At 66.8% G+C, this 24,662-nt stretch carries 22 protein-coding genes and 1 pseudogene; 11 read left to right on the plus strand and 12 right to left on the minus strand.

The genetic code is table 11. The annotated features are described in order from the left end of the window. Positions 1 to 40 precede the first annotated feature (40 nt). From bioF to KDW96_RS14355, 8 genes are all read left to right on the plus strand, one after another. The gene (gene bioF, locus KDW96_RS14320) at positions 41 to 1,228 is read left to right on the plus strand and encodes an 8-amino-7-oxononanoate synthase (RefSeq protein ID WP_255836929.1); all 1,188 of its coding nucleotides are present in this window, start codon (positions 41 to 43) and stop codon (positions 1,226 to 1,228) included. Next, the gene (locus KDW96_RS14325) at positions 1,221 to 1,952 is read left to right on the plus strand and encodes an alpha/beta fold hydrolase (protein ID WP_255836930.1); all 732 of its coding nucleotides are present in this window, start codon (positions 1,221 to 1,223) and stop codon (positions 1,950 to 1,952) included. Before bioF ends, KDW96_RS14325 begins: the two co-directional genes overlap by 8 nt. Next, positions 1,945 to 2,754, plus strand: a complete 810-nt coding sequence (gene bioC, locus KDW96_RS14330; protein ID WP_255836931.1) for a malonyl-ACP O-methyltransferase BioC — start codon at positions 1,945 to 1,947, stop codon at positions 2,752 to 2,754. The genes KDW96_RS14325 and bioC overlap by 8 nt, the downstream gene beginning before the upstream one ends. Positions 2,755 to 2,799: 45 nt before the next feature. Then, the gene (bioD, locus tag KDW96_RS14335; RefSeq protein WP_255836932.1) at positions 2,800 to 3,489 is read left to right on the plus strand and encodes a dethiobiotin synthase; all 690 of its coding nucleotides are present in this window, start codon (positions 2,800 to 2,802) and stop codon (positions 3,487 to 3,489) included. 96 nt (positions 3,490 to 3,585) lie between these two features. Beyond that, positions 3,586 to 3,864, plus strand: a complete 279-nt coding sequence (locus KDW96_RS14340) for a hypothetical protein (RefSeq protein ID WP_255836933.1) — start codon at positions 3,586 to 3,588, stop codon at positions 3,862 to 3,864. 85 nt (positions 3,865 to 3,949) lie between these two features. After that, complete coding sequence (locus KDW96_RS14345; protein ID WP_255836934.1) at positions 3,950 to 4,588, plus strand: putative metalloprotease CJM1_0395 family protein; 639 nt, start codon at positions 3,950 to 3,952, stop codon at positions 4,586 to 4,588. 167 nt (positions 4,589 to 4,755) lie between these two features. Continuing rightward, positions 4,756 to 6,561, plus strand: coding sequence for a phenylacyl-CoA dehydrogenase (locus KDW96_RS14350; protein WP_255836935.1), 1,806 nt, complete (start codon positions 4,756 to 4,758; stop codon positions 6,559 to 6,561). A 199-nt stretch (positions 6,562 to 6,760) separates the two neighbouring features. Then, positions 6,761 to 8,050: a GGDEF domain-containing protein gene (locus KDW96_RS14355; protein ID WP_255836936.1), complete on the plus strand. Its 1,290-nt coding sequence runs from the start codon at positions 6,761 to 6,763 to the stop codon at positions 8,048 to 8,050. A gap of 126 nt (positions 8,051 to 8,176) precedes the next feature. Here KDW96_RS14355 and KDW96_RS14360 read toward each other — a convergent pair whose 3' ends face one another. Beyond that, complete coding sequence (locus KDW96_RS14360) at positions 8,177 to 9,427, minus strand: TauD/TfdA family dioxygenase (protein WP_255836937.1); 1,251 nt, start codon at positions 9,425 to 9,427, stop codon at positions 8,177 to 8,179. A gap of 306 nt (positions 9,428 to 9,733) precedes the next feature. Here KDW96_RS14360 and KDW96_RS14365 point away from each other — a divergent pair, with 306 nt between their 5' ends. Next, a complete protein-coding gene (locus KDW96_RS14365) occupies positions 9,734 to 10,615 on the plus strand; it encodes a LysR substrate-binding domain-containing protein (RefSeq protein ID WP_255836938.1) in 882 nt (293 codons plus the stop codon). A 170-nt stretch (positions 10,616 to 10,785) separates the two neighbouring features. Beyond that, positions 10,786 to 12,564, plus strand: coding sequence for an acyl-CoA dehydrogenase C-terminal domain-containing protein (locus KDW96_RS14370; RefSeq protein WP_255836939.1), 1,779 nt, complete (start codon positions 10,786 to 10,788; stop codon positions 12,562 to 12,564). 101 nt (positions 12,565 to 12,665) lie between these two features. Here KDW96_RS14370 and KDW96_RS22280 read toward each other — a convergent pair whose 3' ends face one another. The 8 genes and pseudogenes from KDW96_RS22280 to KDW96_RS14405 all read right to left on the minus strand — a co-directional run bounded on the left by KDW96_RS22280 (position 12,666) and on the right by KDW96_RS14405 (position 21,122). Next, positions 12,666 to 13,421 carry a methyl-accepting chemotaxis protein gene (locus KDW96_RS22280; RefSeq protein WP_370295457.1) on the minus strand — a complete coding sequence of 252 codons (756 nt, stop codon included), beginning with the start codon at positions 13,419 to 13,421 and terminating at the stop codon, positions 12,666 to 12,668. A 150-nt stretch (positions 13,422 to 13,571) separates the two neighbouring features. After that, positions 13,572 to 14,153 (minus strand): annotated as a pseudogene (locus KDW96_RS22285) (cache domain-containing protein); the annotation flags it as partial. 282 nt (positions 14,154 to 14,435) lie between these two features. After that, positions 14,436 to 15,437: a D-2-hydroxyacid dehydrogenase family protein gene (locus tag KDW96_RS14380; protein WP_255836941.1), complete on the minus strand. Its 1,002-nt coding sequence runs from the start codon at positions 15,435 to 15,437 to the stop codon at positions 14,436 to 14,438. A 58-nt stretch (positions 15,438 to 15,495) separates the two neighbouring features. After that, complete coding sequence (locus KDW96_RS14385; protein WP_255836942.1) at positions 15,496 to 17,007, minus strand: tripartite tricarboxylate transporter permease; 1,512 nt, start codon at positions 17,005 to 17,007, stop codon at positions 15,496 to 15,498. Between the two features lie 3 nt (positions 17,008 to 17,010). Beyond that, positions 17,011 to 17,466, minus strand: a complete 456-nt coding sequence (locus KDW96_RS14390) for a tripartite tricarboxylate transporter TctB family protein (RefSeq protein ID WP_255836943.1) — start codon at positions 17,464 to 17,466, stop codon at positions 17,011 to 17,013. A 51-nt stretch (positions 17,467 to 17,517) separates the two neighbouring features. Continuing rightward, on the minus strand, positions 17,518 to 18,501 hold the full coding sequence (locus KDW96_RS14395; protein ID WP_255836944.1) for a Bug family tripartite tricarboxylate transporter substrate binding protein: 984 nt from the start codon (positions 18,499 to 18,501) through the stop codon (positions 17,518 to 17,520). 130 nt (positions 18,502 to 18,631) lie between these two features. After that, entirely contained in the window at positions 18,632 to 19,957 is a 1,326-nt protein-coding gene (locus KDW96_RS14400; RefSeq protein ID WP_255836945.1) for an OprD family outer membrane porin, read from the minus strand. A gap of 97 nt (positions 19,958 to 20,054) precedes the next feature. After that, on the minus strand, positions 20,055 to 21,122 hold the full coding sequence (locus KDW96_RS14405) for a 4-oxalomesaconate tautomerase (protein ID WP_255836946.1): 1,068 nt from the start codon (positions 21,120 to 21,122) through the stop codon (positions 20,055 to 20,057). A 221-nt stretch (positions 21,123 to 21,343) separates the two neighbouring features. Here KDW96_RS14405 and KDW96_RS14410 point away from each other — a divergent pair, with 221 nt between their 5' ends. Beyond that, on the plus strand, positions 21,344 to 22,261 hold the full coding sequence (locus KDW96_RS14410) for a LysR family transcriptional regulator (RefSeq protein WP_255836947.1): 918 nt from the start codon (positions 21,344 to 21,346) through the stop codon (positions 22,259 to 22,261). Between the two features lie 325 nt (positions 22,262 to 22,586). Here KDW96_RS14410 and KDW96_RS14415 read toward each other — a convergent pair whose 3' ends face one another. From KDW96_RS14415 to KDW96_RS14425, 3 genes are all read right to left on the minus strand, one after another. Continuing rightward, a complete protein-coding gene (locus KDW96_RS14415; protein WP_370295089.1) occupies positions 22,587 to 23,516 on the minus strand; it encodes an ion channel in 930 nt (309 codons plus the stop codon). A 46-nt stretch (positions 23,517 to 23,562) separates the two neighbouring features. Then, on the minus strand, positions 23,563 to 24,123 hold the full coding sequence (locus KDW96_RS14420; protein WP_255836948.1) for an NADPH-dependent FMN reductase: 561 nt from the start codon (positions 24,121 to 24,123) through the stop codon (positions 23,563 to 23,565). 107 nt (positions 24,124 to 24,230) lie between these two features. Continuing rightward, on the minus strand, positions 24,231 to 24,662 hold the full coding sequence (locus tag KDW96_RS14425) for a PaaI family thioesterase (protein ID WP_255836949.1): 432 nt from the start codon (positions 24,660 to 24,662) through the stop codon (positions 24,231 to 24,233).

Genomic DNA, 24,662 nt, shown 5'->3' on the forward strand with positions numbered 1-24,662 from the left:
GGCTGGATAGCCCGCTTGCGGTTATCCACCGGGTCTTGCCATGAGCTTCGATCTCGCCTCCCGCCTCGCCGAGCGTCGCGCCGCCCAGCTGTATCGTCAGCGCCCCCTGCTCGAATCACCGCAAGGCCCGCTGGTGCGGGTCGATGGCCGTGAGCTGCTGGCCTTCTGCTCCAACGATTACCTCGGTCTGGCCAATCATCCCCAGGTGATCGAAGCCTGGCGCGCGGGCGCGGCCAAATGGGGCGTCGGCGGCGGCGCCTCGCACCTGGTGATCGGCCACAGCACGCCGCACCACGAGCTGGAGGAGGCCCTGGCCGCCTTCACCGGGCGGCCGCGGGCCCTGCTGTTTTCCACCGGCTACATGGCCAACCTCGGCGCCGTGACCGCGTTGCTCGGCCAGGGCGACACGGTGCTGGAGGACCGCCTCAACCATGCCTCCCTGCTGGATGCCGGCCTGCTCAGCGGCGCGCGTTTTTCCCGTTACCTGCACAACGATGCCGGCAGCCTCGCCGTTCGCCTGGCCAAGGCCGCCGGTAACACCCTGGTGGTGACCGACGGGGTGTTCAGCATGGACGGCGACTTGGCCGACCTGCCGGCGCTCTGTGCGGCGGCGAAGGCCAAGGGCGCCTGGGTGATGGTCGATGACGCCCACGGCTTCGGCCCGCTCGGCGCCACGGGCGCTGGCATCGTCGAGCACTTCGGCCTCGGCACGGACGATGTGCAGGTGCTGGTGGGCACCCTGGGCAAGGCCTTCGGCACCGCCGGCGCCTTCGTCGCCGGCAGCGAAGCGCTGATCGAGACCCTGGTGCAGTTCGCTCGCCCCTACATCTACACCACCAGCCAGCCACCGGCGCTGGCCTGTGCCACGCTCAAGAGCCTGGAGCTGCTGCGCAGCGAAGGCTGGCGCCGCGAGCATCTGAACGCACTGATCAAGCGCTTCCGCGAAGGGGCGAAGCGCATCGGTTTGCAGCTGATGGACAGCGCCACGCCGATCCAGCCGATTCTGGTCGGAGACAGCGGCCGTGCCCTACGCCTGTCCCAGCTGCTGCGTGAGCGCGGCCTGCTGGTCACCGCGATCCGCCCGCCGACCGTGCCGGCCGGCAGTGCGCGACTGCGCGTGACCCTGTCCGCGGCCCACAGCACCGAACAGCTGGAGTTGCTGCTCGAGGCCCTGGCCGAATGCTGGCCGCAATTGGTGACCTGTGAAGAGGAGCGCGGCCATGCGTGATCGCCTCATTCTGTTGCCGGGCTGGGGCCTGGGCACCGCGCCCCTGGAGCCCCTGGCCGAGGCCCTGCGCGGTCTGGATCAGCGCTTGCGGGTGCAGATCGAGCCGCTGCCGCCGCTGGACAGCCGCGACCCCGAGGCTTGGCTCGACGAGCTCGACGCCAACCTGCCCGAGGACGCCTGGCTGGGCGGCTGGTCGCTCGGCGGCATGCTGGCGACGGAGCTGGCCGCACGCCGCGGCGAGCGCTGCAGCGGGCTGTTGACCCTGGCCAGCAATCCGCGCTTCGTCGCCGAGGCGCAGTGGCCCGCGGCGATGCCGGCGGAGACCTTCGCGGCGTTTCGCCAAGGCTGCGCCCTGGACGCGCGCGCCACCCTGAAGCGCTTTGCCCTGCTCTGCGCCCAGGGCGCGGGCGAGGCGCGCGGGCTGTCCCGCCAGCTGCTCGGTGCGGCGCCCCATGAGCAACCAGAAACCTTGTTGATGGGGCTCGATCTGCTGGCGGCGCTGGACACCCGCGCGGCGCTGCAACGCTTCGTCGGGCCGCAATTGCACCTGTTCGCCGGCGGCGATGCACTGGTGCCGGCCGAGGCAGCAGGAGCTCTGCTCAACCTGCTGCCGGACGTCGAGATCGGTCTGCTCGAAACCGCCAGCCACGCCTTCGTCCTCGAGCGGCCCCATGAGGTGGCGGCGGCGATCCAGGCCTTCCTGCACGAGGCAGGTGATGACTGAGTCGCCGTCCCAGTCCGCCGCCGGCCTGCCGGACAAGCGCCAGGTCGCCGCGTCGTTCTCCCGCGCGGCCGACAGCTACGACAGCGTCGCGGCGCTGCAGCGCAGTGTCGGCAACCAGTTGCTGGCGCGCCTGCCGGCCCCGCTCGAGCCGCAGCGCTGGCTCGACCTGGGCTGCGGCACCGGGCATTTCAGCCGCGCCCTCGGCGAGCGTTTCGCCGCGGCCGAGGGCGTCGCCCTGGACATCGCCGAGGGCATGCTGCGCCACGCCCGGCCGCTGGGCGGTGCGCAGCAGTTCATCGCCGGCGACGCCGAGCGCCTGCCGCTGCGCGACGGCTGCTGCGACCTGCTGTTCTCCAGCCTGGCGCTGCAGTGGTGCGCGGACTTCCCGGCGGTGCTCGGCGAGGCCCAGCGAGTCCTGCGCCCCGGCGGCGTGCTGGCGTTCACCAGCCTGTGCGTCGGCACCCTGCAGGAACTGCGCGACAGCTGGCAGGCGGTGGACGGCTTTGTCCACGTCAACCGCTTCCGCCGCTTCGCCGACTATCAGCAGTTGTGCGGCGCCAGTGGCCTGCGCGTACTGGACCTGGAAACCCGGGCCGAGGCGCTGCACTACGCCGACCTGCGCAGCCTCACCCATGAACTGAAAGCCCTGGGCGCGCACAACCTCAATCCGGGCCGACCCGGCGGCCTGACCGGGCGTGCGCGCATCCTCGCGCTGGTCGAGGCCTACGAGCGCTTCCGCCAGCCCCAGGGCCTGCCGGCGACCTACCAGGTGGTCTATGGCGTGCTGCAGAAACAGCCTTGAAATGAACGCTGTCGTCGGACGACTTGCCAGGAAGGAACAATCGACATGACCTACGCCTACTTTGTCACCGGCACCGATACCGAGATCGGCAAGACCACCATCGCCGCCGGCCTGCTGCATGCGGCGCGCGGCGCCGGCTTGAGCACTGCCGCGGCCAAGCCGGTGGCCTCGGGCTGTGAGCGCACCGTTGACGGCCTGCGCAACGAGGACGCCCTGGCCCTGCTGGGCGAGTGCAGCCTGGCCTTGCGCTACGAGGAGGTCAACCCGCTGGCCTTCGAGCCGGCCATCGCCCCCCATCTGGCGGCCCGCGAGGCCGGCGTGGTGCTGGACGTGGCGACGCTGCGCCGGCCGGTGCAGCGGATGCTCGATAAGGGCGCCGACTTCACCCTGGTCGAGGGCGCCGGTGGCTGGCGCGTGCCCCTGGATGGTCAGGCGTCCCTGTCGGATCTGGTGGTCAGCCTGCGCCTGCCGGTGATTCTGGTGGTGGGGGTGCGCCTGGGCTGCATTAACCAGGCGGTGCTGACGGCCGAGGCGATTGCCCGCGATGGCCTGGAGCTGGCGGGCTGGGTGGCCAATGTGGTCGACCCGCAGACCTCGCGCCTGGCGGAGAACCTGGCGACCCTGGCCGAGCGCCTGCCGGCGCCCTGCCTGGGCCATGTGCCGCGCCTGGCCAAGCCGCTGCCGGCGGCGGTGGCCGAACACCTCGACCTGACGCTACTCGGCATCCCGTTATAAGGCGGCTATTTGCCATCGCCATTTGCCTGTAGGTCGAGTGGCTTTTTTCTGCTTCAATACGGTGCAACAGCGTCTTTCCCCAGGGGGAGCTCATTCATGGAAATTTCCGGCAGCGCCTTCAGTGCAGGCATCGGCACCATCCAGTCCGGGCAGCGGCGTGTCGAACAGGCTGCGGCGGAAATTGCCGGTGCGGCATTGCCGGCGCCGCAACAGCAGCCGGTGGATGGTGTGTCCGCGGCGGGTGCCAGCGCGCCTGCCGACTTGAGCGAAAGCCTGGTGGCCCTGCGCGTCGGGCAGCACGAGGCGCAGGTCGGCGCGCGGCTGGTGAAGACCGCCGATGAAGTGCTGGGTACCCTGATCGATACCAAGGCCTGATTGTCCCGAGGCGGAACGGCCCCGTTCCGCGCTGGATAGGTCCTGGCGTACTGTCCAAGCGCCGGCAGGCGTCGAGGAGGGACTGATGCAGATTGGCGGCGCATCTTCGTCATTCTCGCCGGCAGCGTCCGCGCTGCCGTCCCGCCCGTTTTCGCCCGCTAACGCCCCCGACCCGCACAACCAACGCGATGGCCAGCAGTCTGCCCGCGCCGACAGTCGGTCGGCGATTCAGGAGCAGCAGCTGATCGCCGAACTGGTCAGTCGTGACCGGGAAGTGCGGGCCCATGAGCAGGCGCACGCCGCGGCCGGCGGCCCCTATGCCGGTGCCCCCAGCTACAGCTACGCCCGCGGCCCGGATGGTCGGCGCTATGCGGTCGCCGGTGAGGTGGCCATCGATCTCGGCCCCGTCCCCAATGACCCGCAAGCCACCCTGCATAAGATGGAGGTGGTCCTCGGCGCCGCCCTGGCGCCTGCCGAACCCTCCGCCCAGGACCGTCGCGTGGCCGCCGAGGCTCAGGCGCAGATGGTCCAGGCCCGGGTCGAACTGGCCGAGCTGCAGCGAGACGAGCGCACGTCGCAGCCCCAGGAGGGGGCGTCTCAGGCGCAGCGGGATTCATCGCCAGAACCGACCCTGCCGGGTGCGCAGTCTTCCGCCAATCTGCATTTCTATCACCCACAGGAGCAGCCGCCACTTCCGGGACGGCTTGTCGACTTCCGGGTCTAGCCTGAAGTCCGGCGACGCTTGACAAGGGTGGGGCGTAAACGTATGTTTCAAACATGCGTTTGATTGCTTGCGGGTCAATAGCCGTTCAAGCAGTCGGGAATGACCCCGCAAACGACCGTCTTTTCGGTCGCCCACACACTCAGAGTCCACCGCAGAGGTTAACCGCTATGCCTGATTACAAGGCCCCCTTGCGTGATATTCGTTTCGTTCGCGACGAACTGCTCGGCTACGAAGCGCACTATCAGAGCCTGCCTGGCTGCCAAGACGCTACTCCGGACATGGTCGACGCCATCCTTGAAGAAGGCGCCAAGTTCTGTGAGCAGGTGCTGTCGCCGCTGAACCGTGTGGGTGATACCGAAGGCTGCACCTGGAGCGAGGCGGGCGTTAAGACGCCGACCGGCTTCAAGGAAGCCTACAAGCAGTACGTCGAAGGTGGCTGGCCGAGCCTGGCCCATGACGTCAACCATGGTGGCCAGGGCCTGCCTGAGTCGCTCGGCCTGGTACTGAGCGAGATGGTCGGCACCGCCAACTGGTCCTGGGGCATGTACCCGGGCCTGTCCCACGGTGCGATGAACACCCTGGACGCCCATGGCACCGACGAGCAGAAGCACACCTACCTGACCAAGCTGGTGTCCGGTGAGTGGACCGGCACCATGTGCCTGACCGAGCCGCATTGCGGCACCGACCTGGGCATGCTGCGCACCAAGGCCGAGCCCCAGGCCGACGGCAGCTACAAGGTCAGCGGCACCAAGATCTTCATCTCCGCGGGTGAGCACGACATGGCCGACAACATCGTCCATATCGTTCTGGCCCGCCTGCCCGATGCGCCGGCTGGTACCAAGGGTATTTCCCTGTTCATCGTGCCGAAGTTCATGCCGACAGCCGACGGCGCTGTTGGCGAGCGCAATGCCGTGACCTGCGGCTCGATCGAGCACAAGATGGGCATCCACGGTAACGCCACCTGCGTGATGAACTTCGACGGCGCCACCGGCTACCTGATCGGCCCGGCCAACAAGGGCCTGAACTGCATGTTCACCTTCATGAACACCGCCCGACTGGGTACCGCGCTGCAGGGCGTGGCCCACGCCGAGCTGGCCTTCCAGGGTGGCCTGAAGTACGCCCGCGAGCGTCTGCAGATGCGTTCCCTGACCGGCCCGAAGGCGCCGGACAAGGCCGCCGACCCGATCATCGTGCACCCGGACGTGCGCCGCATGCTGCTGACCATGAAGGCCTTCGCCGAAGGCAACCGCGCCATGGTCTACTTCACCGCCAAGCAGGTCGACATCGTCAAGTACAGCCAGGACGAAGCCGAGAAGAAGCAGGCCGACGCGCTGCTGGCCTTCCTCACCCCGATCGCCAAGGCCTTCATGACCGAAGTGGGCTTCGAGGCCGCTTCCCATGGCATGCAGATCTACGGTGGCCACGGCTTCATCAGCGAGTGGGGCATGGAGCAGAACCTGCGCGACTGCCGCATCTCCATGATGTACGAAGGCACCACCGGTGTTCAGGCCCTCGACCTGCTGGGTCGCAAGATCCTCATGACCCAGGGCGAAGCACTGAAGGGCTTCACCAAGATCGTCCACAAGTTCTGTCAGAGCAACGAAGGCAACGAGGCGGTCAAGGAGTTCGTCGAGCCGCTGGCCAAGCTGAACAAGGAGTGGGGCGATCTGACCATGAAGGTCGGCATGGCCGCCATGAAGGACCGCGAGGAAGTCGGCGCCGCCTCGGTGGACTACCTGATGTACTCCGGTTACGCCTGCCTGGCCTACTTCTGGGCCGACATGGCGCGCCTGGCTGCCGAGAAGCTGGCTGCCGGCACCGAGGATGCGGCGTTCTACAAGGCCAAGCTGCAGACCGCGCGCTTCTACTTCGCGCGCATCCTGCCGCGGACTCGCACTCACGTCGAAGCCATGCTGTCCGGTGCCAGCAACCTGATGGACATGAGCGAAGAGGATTTCGCCCTGGGCTACTGAGCCTAGTTGCGGGGTCACTCGAAACCGCTGCCCCAGGGCAGCGGTTTTTTTATGGGCGATGACTGTTCGGCGACAGGCGGGGACGCAGATATCGCGCAGTCAGTTTTTCGTTCTGTGGACCAGGTCAGGTATTTGGTTCTTCACTGTCTGGCAAAATCCCAGCACCTCAGCGCTTTCGGTGTTGCCTTTGGAGCCTGCCTTGTCGCGCCTTGCCGCCGTGCGCCTCAGCCACTTTTTGCCCTCGTTGCTGTTGCTCAGTGGCGGGATGCTGGCTGGCGGTCTGCCAAGCCTGAGCGAGTTCTTCACCTCCCTGTTCAATGTACTGCCGACCCTGTTGCTCCTGCTCGGCGGCACCTTCTGCCTGGTGTACGGCCGTCAGCGCGAGCTGTTTCTGCTGCTGGTGCTCTATCTCGGCTATTTCCTTCTAGACATCCAGCTCGACCATTACCGCGCCGAGGGCCGGGTGCGGGATGATGCGGCGCTGGTCTTTCATCTGTGCAGTGTGCTGCTGCCGCTGCTCTATGGCCTCTACGCCGCGTGGCGCGAGCGCACCCATCTGCTGCAGGACCTGGTGGCCCGGGCCGCGGTGCTGCTGGCGGTGGGCGGCGTGGCCTTGGCGCTGGCGCAGCGCTATCCGCAGGCCTTGCTGCAGTGGCTGGCGGTGATCCGCTGGCCGTCCCTGCATGGCGAGTGGATGAGTCTGGTGCAGCTGGCGTACCCGCTGTTCCTGCTCGGATTCATTGTGTTGCTGGTGCAGTACCTGCGGGCGCCGCGGCCGCTGCATGCGGCGCAGTTGCTGGGCCTGGGCGGGCTGTTGTGGATGCTGCCGAATATCTTCACCCAGGCCCACGCGCTGAACGTGATGAGCAGCCTGGTGATGCTGATGCTGGTGGCGGCGGTGGCCCACGAGGCCTACCAGATGGCCTTTCGCGATGAGCTGACCGGCTTGCCGGGCCGGCGGGCGCTCAACGAGCGGCTGCAGCGCCTGGGCCGCTGCTATGTGATCGCCATGGCCGACGTCGATCATTTCAAGAAGTTCAACGACAGCCATGGCCATGATGTCGGCGATCAGGTGCTGCGCCTGGTCGCCAGCCAGCTGCGCAAGATTGGCGGCGGCGGCAAGGCCTACCGCTATGGCGGCGAGGAGTTCACCCTGGTGTTTCCCGGGCGGACCCTGGAGGAGTGCCTGCCTCATCTGGAGGCAGTGCGCCAGGCGGTGGAAACCTACCGGCTGCAGCTGCGCGACAAGGAGAGTCGTCCGGGGGATGACCAGCAGGGGCGGCGCCGCCGCGGCCGCGCTGGCGCCGGCGAGGTATCGGTGACGGTGAGCATGGGCGTGGCCGAGCGCGGCGCCCAGCAGGGCAACCCGGAGGAGGTGATCAAGGCGGCCGACCAGGCGCTGTACAGTGCCAAGAGCGCCGGGCGCAACTGCATTCGCAGCCACGGCCAGCGGCGCGGTGCGATCAGGTTGAACGGGGTGCGGGCTTGAATCGACTAGCCATTGAGGGCGCTACCGGTTGAGTCGGTGAGCGCGCCCGCTCTCAGGCGACAGCGTGCTGGGCCCAAAAAAAGACCCGCCGATTGGCGGGTCTTTTTTGCCTGAGTGAGGCAACGGTCAGGCGCTGTGAGGGTATTCGCCTTCTGCTGCGCAGCCCTTGCGGGCGGTGACGCGCAAGGCAGACTCGACCATGTCGTAGTCGACGTAGCAGCCCTGCAGGTGGCGATGGCCGGTCTGCGGGTCGAAGCTCTTGCGACCGTGCATCACTCGGCGGTTGTCGAAGGCGACCATCTCGCCGGCGGCCAGGCGCAGGTCGAGGCGATAGCGCGGCGAGCGCAGGATCTTCCAGAAGGCCAGGTAGGCGCGGTACCAGGGCATGATCTGCTCCGGCGGCAGGCGCAGGCTGTCGCGCAACCAGTTGTTGAAGCGCACCTCGATGACCTGATCGTTTTCGTCCAGGTGGATGACCGTGGCGCGGGTGACGATGTCGGTCTCCTCGTCGGCGAAGCGGCAGTCGATCGCCGTCTCGGCCAGCAGGCGGAAGGCCTCCGGGTCCTGGGCGCGCAGCGCCTCGGCCACGGCCACGCCGTCGGCGAAGATCGACTCGCCGCCCTGGGCGCTGTTGGCCAGGCAATAGAGCATCTGGATGTCCGGCGGATTCTTCCAGTTGGTCAGGTCGGTGTGCAGTTCCAGGCCGAGCGCGGTGTAGGCCGCGTTGTTGGGCTTGGGCTTGCTGAATACCTCGAAGCGGCCGCCGAAGTTGGTGGCGCGAATCGGGCCGATGGTGGCAGCCACCTGATCGATTTCGCCGCCCTCGTGCGGGCCGTTCTGCAGGATTGCAAAGCCGTCGCGGCACAGGGCATGCAGCCACTCCAGGCGCGCACTGCCGCCGGCCATATAGTCGCTGAAGTTGGTACGGTGGGGGGCGAAGTCTTCGGCCCAGGCGACGTTGGCCGGCACGATGCAGGGCTGCCAGGCCTGCTGGTGCGGGCGCAGCTGGTACAGCCAGCCGGCGTCGAAGCGGCTCAGGTGACCGTCGGCCCAGGTCAGGCTCAGGTGACCGTCCTCGACGCTGATGGCCGGAGCGGTTTCCAGAACCGCCGGGTCGAGGTCGAGGATGAACTGGGTGCGCTCGTAGGTCTGCGGATGGCGGCAGGCGTCGCAGGCGCAGTGATCGAGCAGCCACAGCAGGGGGAATTCCGCGCTTTCGAGCGTATCGAGGACCTGCCAGTCGACCTGAACGGCGGCGTCCTGGTAGCGCGCCGCGACGATCGGCAGCGAGTTGGCATAGTGGCCATACTCCTTCATGTCGATCGATCCGCTCAGTGGAGCGGTGGCAGCGGCTGGGGTGGTTTGGCTGGCAGTCATCGGGTGGTCTCCGCAAAGCGCATCACAGGTAAAGGGGACGAGGCCGGCCGTGTAGTAGCGAGTGCGGCTCATGCCAGGTGCGACGCTAGGATGGGGGCTGCGGGGCGGGCTGACAAACGATCAATTCGTGCTCTAAGGCCAAGCTGTGCTAATGCCTGCCTTTGCCTTGAGGCGCTATGCTATGCCGTACCCTACGCCTTCACGGAGTCAGCCCGTATGACGGATTCCCCACACCCCGACCTGCCGTCGCTCGCCGTTGCGACTGGGCTGCCTCCTACATTGTCATTGTCTGGGGCGAGCCAGGATTTGCCGCCCCTGCTCTGGCTGGAGGCGTTCGAGGTGGCCGCGCGCACCCTGAGCTTCACCGCGGCCGGCCGGGAGCTGAACATCACCCAGTCGGCGGTCAGCCAGCGCATCCGCCTATTGGAGGATCGCCTCGGCCAGCCGCTGTTCGTCCGCCATCCGCGCAGCCTCAGCCTGACGCTGGCCGGCCAGGCCTGGTTGCCGTCGATCCAGGCCGCCTTCGTCCGCCTGCGCGACAGCACGACGGAGGTGTTCGGGCTGTCGCGGGATGCGCCGGTCACCCTGCGCGCCACGCCCCTGGCCCAGCAGGCCTGGCTCGCGCCGCGGCTGGTCGCCTTCCACAAGGCTCACCCGGATGTCTCGCTGCACCTGGCCAGCGGTTTCTGGAGCAACGACTTCGGCAGCGAAGGCGCCGACATGGAGGTCCGATACGGTCGCGGCGACTGGGAGGAGCTGGAGAGCATCCCGCTGGGCAAGGGCGAGGAACAGATGGTGGCACTGGCTGCGCCGGAACTGGCGTCCCGGTTGCGGCAGCCCCAGGACCTGGCCGGCGAGACTCTGCTGCATTCGGTGGGATTTGCCGTCGGCTGGCGCGCCTGGCTGCAGGCCGCCGGGGTGGCCGACCTGGAGCGCCGCACCCGGCGGGTGAGCTGCGACACCCAGGTGATGGCGCTGGAGCTGGCGCGCCAGGGCATGGGCATCGCCCTGGCCCATCGCAACCTGTTCATGCGCTGGCAACGGGAGGTGCGTCTCGGCCTGGTGCCGGTGTTCGAACTCTATGTGCCGACCCCGGAGCGCTTCTGGCTGGTGCGCCCGCTTAGGCGCCAGCTGCGCGAGCCGGCTCAGAAGCTGTGGGACTGGCTCGCCGGCCACAGCGCCGACTGAATCGAGCGAATTTCAAGGCTGTGATTCGTCGACCGATGTTGTCAGCGCAGAAACACAGCTCGTGACCTATTGATTACGAATGGTCACAAAAAGACCTTATGCGTACTGATTGTATCCTTGATAGGCTCTCAATCCTGTTGTAAGTCCGTTGCTTTGTTCGAGGATCTCCCATGGCTGATTACCAAGCTCCCCTGCGCGACATGCGCTTCGTGCTCAACGAAGTGTTCGAAGTATCCAAGCTGTGGGCCGAACTGCCGGCCCTGGCCGAGGTGGTGGATGAAGAAACCGCCAGTGCGATCCTCGAGGAGGCCGGCAAGGTCACGGCTGGGTTGATCGCGCCATTGAACCGCAGCGGCGACGAGGAAGGCTGCAGCTGGGACAACGGCGCCGTGCGCACCCCGGCCGGTTTTCCCGCCGCCTATCGCGCCTATGCCGAAGGCGGCTGGGTCGGCGTCGGCGGTGACCCGGTATTCGGCGGCATGGGCATGCCCAAGGTGATCTCGGCCCAGGTCGAGGAGATGGTCAACTCGGCCAACCTGTCCTTCGGCCTCTACCCCATGCTGACGGCGGGCGCCTGCCTGTCGATCCACGCCCACGCCAGCGAGGAACTCAAGCAGCAGTACCTGCCGAAGATGTACGAAGGCACCTGGGCCGGTTCCATGTGCCTGACCGAGCCGCACGCCGGCACCGACTTAGGGATAATCCGCACCAAGGCCGAGCCCCAGGCCGACGGCAGCTACAAGATCAGTGGCACCAAGATCTTCATCACCGGCGGCGAGCACGACCTCACCGAGAACATCATCCACCTGGTGCTGGCCAAGCTGCCGGACGCCCCGGCCGGGCCCAAGGGCATCTCGCTGTTCCTGGTGCCGAAGTTCATGGTGGGCGCCGACGGCTCCCTGGGCGAGCCCAACAGCCTGTCCTGCGGCTCCATCGAGCACAAGATGGGCATCAAGGCCTCGGCCACCTGCGTGATGAACTTCGACGGCGCCACCGGCTGGATCATCGATGCGCCGAACAAGGGCCTGGCAGCCATGTTCACCATGATGAACTACGAGCGTCTGGGCGTCGGCATCCAGGGCCTGGCCACCGGCGAGCGCTCCTACCAGAGCGCCATCGAGTACGCCCGCGAGCGCATCCAGAGCCGGGCGCCGACCGGTCCGCAGGAAAAGGACAAGGCCGCCGATCCGATCATCGTCCACCCCGACGTGCGCCGCATGCTGCTGACCATGAAGGCGCTGAACGAGGGCGGCCGTGCCTTCTCCAGCTATGTGGCCATGCAGCTGGACACCGCCAAGTTCAGCGAAGATGCCGCCACGCGCAAGCGCGCCGAAGAGCTGGTGGCGCTGCTGACCCCGGTGGCCAAGGCCTTCCTCACCGACGTGGGCCTGGAGACCACCATCCACGGCCAGCAGGTGTTCGGCGGCCACGGCTTCATCCGCGAGTGGGGCCAGGAGCAGCTGGTGCGCGACTGCCGCATCACCCAGATCTACGAAGGCACCAACGGCATCCAGGCCCTCGACCTGGTCGGGCGCAAGGTGATCGGCAGCGGCGGCGCCTTCTACAAGCACTTCGCCGAGGAGATCAAGGCCTTCACCGATTCGGCCGACAGCAGCCTGGCGGAGTTCACCGAGCCGCTGAAGGGTGCCATCGCCAACCTCGAACAGATGACCGCCGACCTGCTGGAGCGGGCCAAGGTCAACCCGAACGAGATCGGCGCCGCCTCGGTCGAGTACCTGCACGTGTTCGGCTACACCGCCTACGCCTACATGTGGGCATTGATGGCACGGGCCGCCCTGGGCAAGGCAGGCCAGGACGATTTCTACGCCGCCAAGCTCGGCACTGCGCGCTTCTACTTCGCCCGCATTCTGCCGCGCATCCATTCGCTCAGCGCCTCGGTCAAGGCCGGCAGCGAGAGCCTGTACCTGCTGGACGCCGCGCAGTTCTAGAACCGCGCCTTCAACGCCAAAGCCCCGGCCAGTGCCGGGGCTTTTTGCTTTTCATTGGCCAGCACTGGGCGGGCACCGTGCGTCTGACCAACCAGTGAGGCTCAGACCTTGAACCTGTGCACCAAGGTTCCGAGGCGCCCGCCCAGGGCGTTCAAGGCTTCAATCGTCTGGGTGCTGCGCAGCGTTTCGTCGGCGACTTGATCGACGGACTGGGCGATCTGTTGAACGCTGCGATTGATCTGTTCGGCGACCGAGGTCTGCTCTTCGGCTGCGCAGGCAATCTGGGCGTTCATCGCATTGATGGTGGCAATCAGGTCGGCGATGGTGACCAGGGCGCGTTCGGCCTGGTTGGCATGCTCGCTGGCACGACTGCCGGCTTCGCTGGACTGACCCATCGCCGCGACGGCGTTTCGGGTACCGCCCTGCAGTCGGTCGATCATGGCCTGGATTTCCTGGGTGCTCTGCTGGGTCCTGCCCGCCAACGCCCGGACTTCGTCGGCGACGACCGCAAAGCCGCGGCCGGCATCGCCGGCGCGGGCGGCCTCGATCGCGGCGTTGAGCGCCAGCAGATTGGTCTGTTCGGCGATCGAGCGAATCACATCCAGCACATTGGAGATGGATGATACGTCCTCCTGCAAGCTGTCCAGCGACCCGCTGCTGGTCTGGATGTCGGTCACCAGGCCGTGAATGTGCTCGATGCTGGCATCGACCACATGCCTGGCGTCCCTGCCTTGCCTGTCGGCCTCCTGGGCCGCATTGGCCGCGCGCTGGGCGCTGGCCGAAACCTCCAGTGCCGACGTCGACATCTCATTGATCGCGGTGGCGACCTGATCGGTTTCCTGCCGCTGTTGCTGCATCGCTTGCTCGGCGCGCCGAGCCTGGGTCGTTACCTGGGCGCCCCGGGTGGTCAGCTCTGCCGTGATATCGGTGATCTGCCGTACCAGCCCATGAATGCTGTCGAGGAAGCGATTGAACGAGCCGGCCAACTGGCCGATCTCATCCCGGCTGGTGACTGGCAGACGCTGGGTGAGGTCCCCTTCGCCGGAGGCGATTTCGTCGAGGCTGGCGCTGATTCTACCCAGTGGCCGTAGGCTGGCTTTGACCATGAACGGAGCGAGGGCGCCCAGCACCAGGATCGCAGCCAGCGCGACCGCCACGATGATGCCGACGATGCCTTCGGTGCGCGCCTCAATTCGCTGGCGTATCTGCGCCACCTGGGCGTCTATGCCATCGAGATTGACCGCGGTGAGCACCACGAGGTCCCACTTGGGCAGGTAGAAGCCGTAGGCCAGCTTGGGGACGACCTGATCGGTGCCGACCACTGCGCCGGTGTAGTGGATGAAATGCGTGCCGTCCTTGGCCGCAGCGACCATGTCGCGGTTGAGGTAGACCCCGTTCTTGTCCTTGCGATCGCGCATGTTGGTGCCTACGCCTTCGCTGCTGTCGCCGCGAAAGATGCGCACCACATCGCTGTCGTAGCCGAAGAAATAACCGTCCTTGCCGTACTTGATCGCGGACAGCAGGCGCACGGCCTGCGCCCGACTCCGCATATCGCCCTCTGCGGTCTCCTGGTAGAGGGGCGCGAGCATGCTCTGGGCGATGCTGGCGTAGTCAATGAGGCGGGAGCGGCTTTCCTCCAGCAGACGCTCCCGCGCCTCGGTCACTTCGGATTCCGCCAGGCCGATCAGCACCCGGCTGGCAGTGCCGCTCAAGACGGCGGCGAATAGCAGTAGCGGAACCAAGGTAAGCAGCAGGATCTTCTTCTTCAGTGAAAGGTGCACGCTGAGGCTCTCCCGGCTGGGATGACTTTCAGGCCCAGGCCGCAGTTGATTGATGTCTTCGCTGAGTGATCAGCTGTCGCCTTGCCCGCCCTATAGGCCGGCTGTGCTCGGCCGTTCGGGCGGGCACCGTGGCCGCACCCTGGGGTTGGCCAGCTGGCAAGGCTGGCCGCGAAAGTACGCCTGCACATTGGCGAAGGCATCGCCGAAATACAGCTCATAGCTGTGCTTCTCGACGTAGCCCAGATGCGGCGTGCACAGCACCCGCGGGTGGTTGAGCAGCGGGTGCGCATCGTCCAGTAGCGGCTCGTCGTCCAGCACGTCCAGTGCCGCATACCCGGGGCGGCCGGCGCTCAACGCCTCGAGCAGGGCGCCGGGGGCGAGCAGCTCGGCGCGGCTGGTGTTGACCAACAGGGCGCCGGGTTTCATCAGCAGCAGGTCATCGCGGGTCACGCAATGGCGGGTGCTGTCGCTCAGGCGCAGGTGCAGGCTCAACACGTCGGCCGCGGCGAAGAACGCCTGCCTGGATGGGGCGGCGCGATGGCCGTCGCCCATGGCCGCTGCCCGCGAGGTCTCGCTGCCCCAGACCAGCACGTTCATCTCGAAGGCCTGGGCGTAGCGCGCCAGACGCTGGCCGATGCGCCCGTAGCCCCAGATGCCCAGGGTCTGGCCATACAGGCGCTCGCCGAGATTGGTCTGCCAGTGGCCGGCGTACAGGCCCTGGATAGCCGCCAGCAGCTGGCGCCGGGCGTTGAGGATCAGCGCCCAGGTCAGCTCCGCCGGGGCGATGGGCGAGCCGCGGCCCTCCATCACGGCGATGCCTCGGGCCGTGCAGGCGTCGAGGTCGAGATGGGCGCCGACCCTGCCGGTCTGGCTGATCAACCTGAGCCGCGGCAGGCGGTCCAGCAGCTCGGCATCGATGCGGGTCCGTTCGCGGGTCAGCACCAGGGCGTCGGCCTCGGCGAAACGTCGGGCCAGCTCGTCCACATCCCGTTGCGCGTCGTGGAACAGGCTGACCCGATGGCCGTCGAGCAGGGAGAAGCAGTCGAGCGAGCGGACCACCTGCTGGTAGTCGTCGGGAATGGCGATATGCATGGGCTGTGCTTCAAGGGCGAGGAACTCGCCCTTGAACTCCTTCTGAATGGGGCGGGGGTCAGCTGGCAGTCTGCAATGCCACGCGTTTGCGACTCCGCCAGGCGCGCAGTACCGGCAGGGCGACCATCAGCGCCACCAGCGCCCATACCGCCAGGGTGATGGGGCTGTTCCAGAGGATGCTCAGCTCGCCGTTGGACAGCGACAAGGCACGGCGCAGGTTGTCTTCCATGACCCCGCCAAGGATGAAGCCCAGCAGGACTGCCGACAGCGAGTAGTCGAGCTTGCGCAGGATGTAGCCGCACACGCCGATGCCGATCATCAGGAACAGGTCGAAGGTGGTGGAGTGCACCGCGTACACGCCGATCGAGGTGATGATGGCGATGGCCGGCACCAGCGCCCAGGTCGGCACCGCGAGGATGCGGGTGAACAGGCGCACCATGGGCACGTTCATGATCAGCAGCATGACGTTGGCCACGAACAGCGAGGCGATCAGCCCCCAGACCACGTCGGGCTGGTTCTGGAACAGCATCGGCCCGGGGGTGATGTTGTACAGGGTCAGGGCGCCAAGCATCACGGCGGTGGTGCCGGAGCCGGGCACGCCGAGGGTCAGCATCGGCACCATGGAGCCGCAGGCCGCGCCGCTGTTGGCGGTTTCCGGCGCTGCCAGGCCGCGCAGGTCGCCTTTGCCGAACTGGTTGTCGCGGGTCGCCAGGCGCTTCTCGGACATATAGGCCACGGCGCTGGCCAGGGTCGCGCCGGCGCCGGGCAGCACGCCGAGGACGAAGCCGACCACGCCACTGCGCAAGTTGGTGGCCAGCACCGAGGCGCCTTCCTTGAGGTTGAACAGCATGCGCCCGGTGGCCGAGACGGCCTGATGGCCATGGTGGGTGCGTTCCAGCAGCACCAGGATCTCGCTGACGCTGAACAGGCCGAGCACCAGGACGATGAACTGGATGCCGTCGGCCAGGCCCAGGCTGCCGAAGGTGAAGCGGTACACGCCGCTGTTGGCATCGATGCCGACGCACGACAGGGCCAGGCCGATCAGCGCGGCGATGGCGGTCTTCAGCGGCTTGTTGTCGGCCATGCCGGCCAGGCAGGTCACCGCGAAGACCATCAGTACGAAGTACTCCGCCGGGCCGAAGGCCACCGCCCACTTGGCCAGCAGCGGGGCGAACAGGACCACGCCGATGGTGGCGATGGTGCCGCCGATGAAGGAGCTCCAGGCCGACAGCGACAGGGCGATGCCGGCCTTGCCCTGCTGCGCCAGGGGGTAGCCGTCGAGGGTGGTCATCACCGCCGAGGCTTCGCCGGGGATGTTCAGCAGGATCGAGGAGATCCGCCCGCCGTACTCGCAGCCCAGGTACACCGCCGCCAGCAGGATCAGCGCGGTTTCCGGCGGCAGGCCGAGGGCGAAGGCGATCGGGATCAGCAGGGCCACGCCATTGACCGGGCCCAGGCCCGGCAGCAGGCCGACCACGGTGCCGATCAGGGTGCCGCACAGGGCGGTCAACAGGTTGTAGGGGGACAGGGCGACGCCGAAGCCGAGGCCGAGGTAGTGAAGGGTGTCCATGGGTCAGCTCCCCAGTTTCGCGAGCATGCCGAGGGGCAGAGGCACGTCGAGGCCATAGTCGAACAGCAGATAGAGCCCTACGGCGATCAACACGCCGCCCAGGCCGCTCTGCAACCAGGTCGCGCCATACAGGTAGGCCATGGCGGCCGCGAACAGCACGCTGCCGAGGATGAAGCCGAGCACCTCGAACAGGGCCGCGTAGACCAGCATGGCGGCGATGCACAGGGCGATCTTGCCGATGACGTGCCGATCCAGTGGCGGTTCTGCGCTCTCCTGGGAGGGCTGGGCCGGCTTGAGCAGCTGGTACAGCGCGCCCAGACCCAGCAGCACCAGCAACAGCAGGGGGTAGGCTCTGGGGCCGACCGGCTCATAGGCGAAAGGGGCGTGATAGCCCCAGGCCAGAAGGGCCAGGACGGCGCAGATCAGCAGGTTGCAGCCTGCGAACAGACGATCGTGCATATCAACTCTCCTGGCTGAGCCACCCGCCGGGGTGGCTCAGCCTTCACGGAATTACTCGCCGACCAGGCCGAACTCTTGACCCAGCTTGCGGTAGTTATCCAGCTGCACCTTGACCAGCTCGTTCAGGGCCGGGCCGCTGACGGCCAGCGGAATCACGTCGCGGTCCTGCAGGTACTGCTGGAATTCCGGGGACTCCTGCAGCTTGGCGAATGCCGCCTTCCACCAGTCGAAGTCTTCCTGCTTCACGTCCGGGCCCATGTAGTAGCCGCGGATCAGCGGCCACTGGATGTCGTAGCCCTGCTCCTTGGCAGTGGGGATGGCGCTCAGTTCGCCGGGCAGGCGCTCCTCGCTGTAGACCACCAGGGCGCGAATCTTGTTGGCCTTCTGCGCGCGGATCTCGCTGGCGCTGCCGGTCACCAGGTCGACATGCTTGCCCATCAGCGCCATGTAGTGCTCGGCGCCACCTTCGAAGGCGGCGTAGCGCAGTTCACGGGGATCGACGCCGGCGGCCTTGGCCAGCAGGGCGATCTTCGCCCAGCCCTGGCCGCCGATGCTGCCGCCGCCACCGACGGTGACGCTCTTGGGATCTTTTTTCAGCGCCTGGACCACATCGTCGAGGGTCTTGAAGGGCGAGTCCTCGCGCACCGCCAGGGTGCCGTAGTCGGTGCCGATGGTGGTCAGCCACTGCACGGCGTTCTCGTCGTAGCGGCCGTACTTGCCCAGCGCCAGGTTGAGCAGCGAGGCGCCGGAGAAGGCGATCAGGGTGCCTGACTCGTCGCGACGATTGGCGGCGATGGAGTTGTAGGCCACCGCGCCGATGCCGCCGGGCATGTAGGTGACACGCATGGGCGACTCGAGCAGGCCATGGTCCTTGAGGCCGGCCTGGGCCAGCTTGCAGGTCATGTCGAAGCCGCCGCCGGGCTTGCTCGGGGCAATGCACTCGGGACGCGAAGGCTCGTTGGCCTGGGCCTGGAAGCTGCTCAGCAGCACGGCGCAGGCGAGGGGCAGGAGTTTGCTGAGGGTTGCAGTTTTCATCTGGTTAGTCCTGTTCTTGGATTTGTATGCAGGAGTTGCGTGCCGTGTTACCAGCACGACAGGATTTGGCCGGGAGTCAAGGGTCTTTCGTCAGCACCCGGCCGGGGACCTGTTTGCCGCCGGTCTCGAATCAGAAGAAGCGATAGCTGTAGTCCACGTAGAAGCGGTGGTCGGTATCGTCTTCCTTCACGCCATCCAGGCGGCCGGTCTTGTCCGAGTGGTAATCGAGGTAGGTGTAGCGCACGGCCAGGCCCTTGATCGCCGCGACCTGGTAGGTCAGGTCGAAGGCCCATTCGTTCTCGTCCGCTTCGCCGAGGGCCGCGTTGGCGCTGTTCCTGGCGTCGCTGCCATCCTTGTAGCTGACGAGGGTCTTGAGGCCGGCGACATGGTCTTTCCAGTCGTAGCCGGCCGACAGCATCCAGACCTTTTCGTCGTTGTTGCTGAAGTCGGCCAGCACCCCGCCGGTGGGGAAGGGGTTGCTGCCGTGGTCGCCGGCGAAGTTGTCCTCGATCCAGGCACCGTCGAACTTGGCCGCTGCCGCGCCGAGCTCGACGTTGCCGATCTTCCAGTTGGCGGCCAGATAGACGCCCTGGCCGTCGTTTTCGCTGGAGCTCACGCCATTTATCGCCCCTGCCAGGTCCTCGTCGTCCAGCTCGGCGCTTTCGGCGCCGGTGACGAAGAGCTTGCCGTCATCGCTGGAGGTGTGGAGGCCCGCGGTCAGCTTGAGGCTGGACTGCTCGGCCAGCTTGAAGTCGTAGGCGGCGACCAGGCCGGTCTTCTTCAGGAAGTCCCGGGCCCGCAGGTGCTCGAGGTTGAGGCTGAAGGGGCCGGCAACATAGCTGGCACCCAGGGTGTCCAGGTAATCGATGGCGCCATCGACGGATCCGTCGGTCTTGAACGCCTCGAAGGCGCTGTCCGAGCGCGACGACCATTCGTCATAGCGTGCTCCGTAGACGCTCAGGCCCTTGAGCGGCATGAGCTGGAAGCTGGCGCCCGAGAAGGTGTTCGGCACGGCGCGGCTGCCCGAGCTGGAGAGCAGCAGGGTCTTGTGCAGCTGGCGGCCGAGCTTGGCGCTGGCCAGGTCCTGGTACTTGAGCTTGACGAACGCCTGGGCGATCTGGCCGAAGGAGTCATGCAGCTCGCCGTTATTGTCGACCGAAAGCACGTCGGAGGTATTCTTGCCGCTGTTGTCGAGCTTGTTGACGCTGTAACCGGAGACGCCGACACCGACGATATCGGCGAAATAGGGCGATTCGTAGTTGAGCTGCAGGCCCAGGGCCGACTGGGTGCGGTCGTTGCTGTCGGTCTCGAAGTCGCGATCGAAATGCACGCCGCGCGCCTTCAGCTCCAGGGAATGGCCGGTGGTGTCCAGGGCCATGGCGCTGAGGGGCAGGGTCAGGCTGGCAGTCAGCACTGCACTCAGTCCGAGGGTGATCTTATTCTTATGGAAACACATCGATGTTCTCCGTTGCGGGTAGTGACCCTGCCGGGGGCGGGGTCGATTCTGGGTCGCCAGGGCAGGCGGCAGGCAGCGCCCGGCCCCTGACTCGCGCTCAGCGGCGCGTGCTGGGTACGTAGACGTCGCCGGTGAACAGGCGCCGAGCGGTGCGGATTAGCGAGGCGCGCATGGCGTGCGGCGCCTCGCCTGCGGCCGGCTCCAGGGAGACCTCGATCTGCCCGCCGGCATGCTCCAGCCTGACCAGACCGGCGCCGCTGACCGGTGCCAGGTCGTGGGCGATGCTGCCCGGCAGCGCGCAGGCGCTGGCCAGGCCGATGGCGCCGGTGGCGGCCAGGGAGCGGTGGCAGTTGTGCGGCATGAAGTAGCGGGTGTTGAGGGCCCCGCCCTGGCGCGGCGGAGACAGCAACACCGGCTTGGGAATGACCATCTTCGACACGTCGCCCAGGCCCATGGCGCGGCCGGCCTGCAGGCGGATGCTCTCCAGGCGCGCCAGCAGCTCGCGGTCGCCATCCAGTTCGGCGGGGCTTTCGTAGCCGGTCTTGCCCAGCGCGTCGGCGTGCATCATCACCATCGGCATGGCCATGTCGATGCAGGTCACCTCGACCCCGTCGAAGCAGTCGCGTACCTGGCCGGTGGGCAGCAGTCGGCCGGTCTTGGCCCCGGCGGCATCGAGAAAGGTCAGCTTGATCGGCGCCGCGCTGCCGGGCACACCATCGATGCAGGTGTCACCGTCGTAGCGCACGCGGCCGTTGGGCGTGAGCACTTCCGAGTCGATCAGGGTGTTGGTGTTGACGTTGCGGATGCGCACCCGGGTGACCGGCGCGGCGGCGTTGACCAGGCCATGCTCGATGGCGAACGGACCGATGGCGCAGAGCATGTTGCCGCAGTTCGGCGCCGTGTCGACGCGGCGCTCGTTGACCATCACCTGGACGAACAGGTAGTCGACATCCGCTTGCGGGTGACTGGAGGTGCTGACGATCGCCACCTTGCTGGTCTGGGCACTGCCACCGCCGATACCGTCGATCTCCAGCTCGTGGCCCGAGCCCATGATCTTCAGCAGCAGCTCATCGCGTTGTGCGGTATCGCTCGGCAGGTGGTTGGCGAGAAACACGGGGCCCCGGGAGGTGCCGCCGCGCATAAGAACGCAAGGAATGGCTTGCATGATGTCTCCGCTGCAATAAAGCTGTCTTTTGTTGCGTGAGACAAATATTGATCGGCGGATTGTGATTTGTATATTGCATAGATCGTTGCGTTTATTGCGATATGCGCATTAATGTTGCCTGTGTTCCGGGTGAATCGTGACGACCCAGCAGATTCAGGGTCTGGCTTCGATCACGCGATAAGTATCAGGCAATAAACGGCGCTAATTAATAAAGGTGGTGCATGAATTACGAGCTGCAGGACCTGCGCGCCTTTGTGAAGATCGCCGAGCTGGGCAGTTTTCACGAGGCGGCCAATGCCATTCACCTGTCCCAGCCGGCACTGACCCGGCGCATGCAGAAGCTGGAGGAGGGGCTGGGCACCCAGCTGCTCGACCGCACCACCAGGCGGGTCAGCCTGACCGCGGTGGGGCGTGACTTCCTGCCCAAGGCGCAGCGCCTGCTGGATGATTTCGAGCGCTCGATCCTGGGCATCCAGGAGCTGGCCGAGCGGCAGTCGGGGCAGGTCACGCTCGCCTGCATCCCCACCGCGGCGTTCTACTTCCTGCCGACGGTGATCCGCGAGTTCAACCGCCAGTACCCGAAGATCCGCATCCGCATTCTCGACCTCAGTGCCCACGAGGGCCTGGAGGCCGTGCTGCGCGGCGAGGCGGACTTCGGCATCAACATGCTCAGCGGCCAGAGCGCCGAGATCGACTTCACCCCCCTGGTGAACGAGCCCTTCGTGCTGGCCTGCCGCCGTGACCACCCCCTGGCCAATCAGCCGCAGGTGGCCTGGCGCGAGCTCAGCGACTACCGCCTGATCGGCGTCGGACGCCTGAGCGGCAACCGCGTGCTGCTGGATCACGGCCTGGCCAACCTGGACTGGCGCCCCAGCTGGTTCTACGAGGTGCAGCACCTGTCGACTTCCCTGGGCATGGTCGAGGCCGGCCTGGGCGTCGCGGCGCTGCCCAGCCTGGCCATGCCCGCCGAGGATCACCCGATCCTGGTCCAGCTGCCGCTGGTGGACCCGGTCATCAGCCGAACCCTCGGCCTGGTCAGGCGCCACGGCTCCTCGCTGTCGCCCGCGGCGGAGAAGTTCGTCGACACCCTGCTGCGCCAGTGGCCCGGCTACACCTCATTGGGCGATCGTGCGAAGTAGGGATGGGCGCCAGGCGGGTTCGAGGGGCTTGCCTGCTCAAGCCTCGGCGCCCGAGGGCCGCCTGTAAGCCTTGGCTTACGCCGCGTGCTGCAGATAGCCACTACTGCAGCGGTTCGGGCGCGAGTAGTCTGCAAGCCATGGACGTCGCGCAGGAAGCGCAGATCAACTTACAGGGACACGCAGGAGTGCCACCAGGACGGTGTGCGGATCACGGATGTCAGGTCTCAGTCTGCAAAGGCCCCGCTTAGGCGGGGTTTTCTTTTTTCGGCATTCGCAAAACCACTCTCAAGTGGGCGAGCCGGTGCGACCTGGGCTGCACCGCAGGCTAGCGGGTCATCTTCTTCACGAACACCACCACGAACAGGGCCATGGTGAAGCTGCCGACGAAGGCTTCGAACGCGGCGAGTGGCCGCGCCAGGCCATGGGGGCTGATGTCGCCGTAGCCCAGGGTGGTGAAGGTGACCACGCTGAAATAGAGGCAGTCGAGCAGGTCGCCGAGGTTGTCCAGCAGGCCCTGGTCGAGGTCAAGACCCAGCCGGTGGTCGCCCTGGTTGACCCCCACCAGGAAGTACAGCAGCCCGCAGAGTCCGATCAGCCCGAGGGAGAACAGCACCACGTTGAGCGGTTTCTCGCCGTAGCCGCTGAACAGGTCGACCAGCCAGGACAACAGGCGTTGCCACGAATAGCGGGGCATCTGCAGGCGCCGCACCACCATCTCGCGGTGGAAGAACATCCCGGCCTGCTCGAACAACCCGGCCCGCTCCAGGTGCAGGCGCAGGTTGCGGTAGGTTTCCTCGGCTTCCTGAAACAGCTCCAGGGCGGCTGCCACGTTGCCGCGGTGGTACAGCTCGCGCCCCTTGCGCTCCTGCAGCAATTGCCGGTCCCAGATGACGTTGTCCAGGCGCGCGCCATCCAGGCGTATGCCCAGCAGGTTGCAGTCGCGCAGGTCGGCGCAGTGCAGGTTGGCGTGGCGCAGGTCGGCCTTCATCAGCGAACTGCCGCGCAGGTCGAGGGCGAACAGGTGGGCGTTCTGCAGGTCGGCGCGGTACAGGTCGGCCTCGCGCAGGATGAAGCCGTGATGGCTGCCGTGGTTGACCAGGTCGATGCCGGCCAGGCCGGCGCCCTTGAGCTGAAAGCCGGTCATCGGTTGGCCGCTGCGGGCCCGCTGCTCAAGGGCCGCACGGAGTTCCTTGACCTGGCGCTTGTCCGCGCCAGGCGCCCGCCAGTAGTCGTCATCCTGTGCAGCTGATGTCATGGGGCAAGGCTCCTCGGCCGCGAGGGCCGACAGCAGGGGCTGGCGTTCACCCCTTCAGGTGCAGGTCCACCCAGTCGGCATAGGCCCGGATGAACTTTTGCAGGAACGCCTCGACGTCGCCGTCGAGCCTGTCATCTTCGTCGAAGAAGCCGCCAGCGCCGCCGAGATAGGCTTCCGGTACCTGCATCAGGGGCACGTCGAGCGACACCATCGACTGGCGCAGGTGCTGGTTGGCGCCGAAGCCGCCGACCTTGCCGGGCGACGCGCTGAGCACGGCGCCGGGTTTGCCGCTGAATGCGCACTGGCCGTGCGGGCGCGAGGCGACGTCGATGGCGTTCTTCATCGGCGCGGGTATGGAGCGGTTGTATTCAGGGGTGACGAACAGCAGGGCCTCGGCCTGCTTGAGGTGGTTGCGGAAGGCGGTGTAGGCCTGGGGCGGCCGCTCGCCGTCGATGTCTTCGTTGTACAGCGGCAGTTCGCCGATCTCGACGATCTCCAGCTTCAGCGATGCCGGCGCCAGCCTGGCCAGCGCCAGGGCCAGTTTGCGGTTGATCGAGGCCTTGCGCAGGCTGCCGACCAGCACGGCGACTTGGTGGACCTTGCTCATGCGGACTCCCGGACAGGCATCCAGAAAGGGCTGAGCAGGAAACTATAGTGCAGTGGCCCTGGGGGTGCCCAGGCTGGCCCCGCGCCGAGGCCGCCCGAGCCCGGCTCTCAGCGCAGAATCATGCAGGTGGCGGTGCCATAGGCGTAGAGCGTGCCCTCGTCGTCGCGGATGCTGCCTTCGGAGATGACCAGCCGCGAGCTGACGTTGATCACCTTGCCTTCGGCGCGCAGCGTGCGATTGAACGGGATGGCCTTGCTCATCTTCACGTTCAGCTCGATGGTGCCATAGCCCACGCCGGCCTCCAGGGCGGTATGGGTGGCGCAGCCGGTCACCGAGTCCAGTACGGTGGCGGCGAATCCGCCGTGCACGCCGCCCAGGGGGTTGGTGTGGCGTTCGTCGGCGGTGACCGCGAACACCACACGGTTGGCCTCCACCGACTCCACGGCCATGGGCATGGTCTTGGCGATATTGGGCATGGGGATGTGGCCGGCCGCGAAGGCCTGCATGATCTCGAGCCCGGTCATCTGTTGTGGGTTCAT

This window comes from Pseudomonas benzenivorans, from assembly GCF_024397895.1.
In the GTDB taxonomy this organism is placed as follows: Bacteria; Pseudomonadota; Gammaproteobacteria; order Pseudomonadales; family Pseudomonadaceae; genus Aquipseudomonas; species Aquipseudomonas benzenivorans_A.

Coding starts and splice junctions, on each gene's coding strand:
- KDW96_RS14340 (WP_255836933.1), top strand. CDS start 3,586: ATGGAAATTTCCGGCAGCGCCTTCAGTGCAGGCATCGGCACCATCCAG.
- KDW96_RS14360 (WP_255836937.1), bottom strand. CDS start 9,427: ATGACTGCCAGCCAAACCACCCCAGCCGCTGCCACCGCTCCACTGAGC.
- KDW96_RS14350 (WP_255836935.1), top strand. CDS start 4,756: ATGCCTGATTACAAGGCCCCCTTGCGTGATATTCGTTTCGTTCGCGAC.
- KDW96_RS14395 (WP_255836944.1), bottom strand. CDS start 18,501: ATGAAAACTGCAACCCTCAGCAAACTCCTGCCCCTCGCCTGCGCCGTG.
- bioD (WP_255836932.1), top strand. CDS start 2,800: ATGACCTACGCCTACTTTGTCACCGGCACCGATACCGAGATCGGCAAG.
- bioC (WP_255836931.1), top strand. CDS start 1,945: ATGACTGAGTCGCCGTCCCAGTCCGCCGCCGGCCTGCCGGACAAGCGC.
- KDW96_RS14420 (WP_255836948.1), bottom strand. CDS start 24,123: ATGAGCAAGGTCCACCAAGTCGCCGTGCTGGTCGGCAGCCTGCGCAAG.
- KDW96_RS14370 (WP_255836939.1), top strand. CDS start 10,786: ATGGCTGATTACCAAGCTCCCCTGCGCGACATGCGCTTCGTGCTCAAC.
- KDW96_RS14380 (WP_255836941.1), bottom strand. CDS start 15,437: ATGCATATCGCCATTCCCGACGACTACCAGCAGGTGGTCCGCTCGCTC.
- bioF (WP_255836929.1), top strand. CDS start 41: ATGAGCTTCGATCTCGCCTCCCGCCTCGCCGAGCGTCGCGCCGCCCAG.
- KDW96_RS14390 (WP_255836943.1), bottom strand. CDS start 17,466: ATGCACGATCGTCTGTTCGCAGGCTGCAACCTGCTGATCTGCGCCGTC.
- KDW96_RS14400 (WP_255836945.1), bottom strand. CDS start 19,957: ATGTGTTTCCATAAGAATAAGATCACCCTCGGACTGAGTGCAGTGCTG.
- KDW96_RS14415 (WP_370295089.1), bottom strand. CDS start 23,516: ATGACATCAGCTGCACAGGATGACGACTACTGGCGGGCGCCTGGCGCG.
- KDW96_RS14425 (WP_255836949.1), bottom strand. CDS start 24,662: ATGAACCCACAACAGATGACCGGGCTCGAGATCATGCAGGCCTTCGCG.
- KDW96_RS14345 (WP_255836934.1), top strand. CDS start 3,950: ATGCAGATTGGCGGCGCATCTTCGTCATTCTCGCCGGCAGCGTCCGCG.
- KDW96_RS14410 (WP_255836947.1), top strand. CDS start 21,344: ATGAATTACGAGCTGCAGGACCTGCGCGCCTTTGTGAAGATCGCCGAG.
- KDW96_RS14325 (WP_255836930.1), top strand. CDS start 1,221: ATGCGTGATCGCCTCATTCTGTTGCCGGGCTGGGGCCTGGGCACCGCG.
- KDW96_RS22280 (WP_370295457.1), bottom strand. CDS start 13,421: ATGCAGCAACAGCGGCAGGAAACCGATCAGGTCGCCACCGCGATCAAT.
- KDW96_RS14385 (WP_255836942.1), bottom strand. CDS start 17,007: ATGGACACCCTTCACTACCTCGGCCTCGGCTTCGGCGTCGCCCTGTCC.
- KDW96_RS14405 (WP_255836946.1), bottom strand. CDS start 21,122: ATGCAAGCCATTCCTTGCGTTCTTATGCGCGGCGGCACCTCCCGGGGC.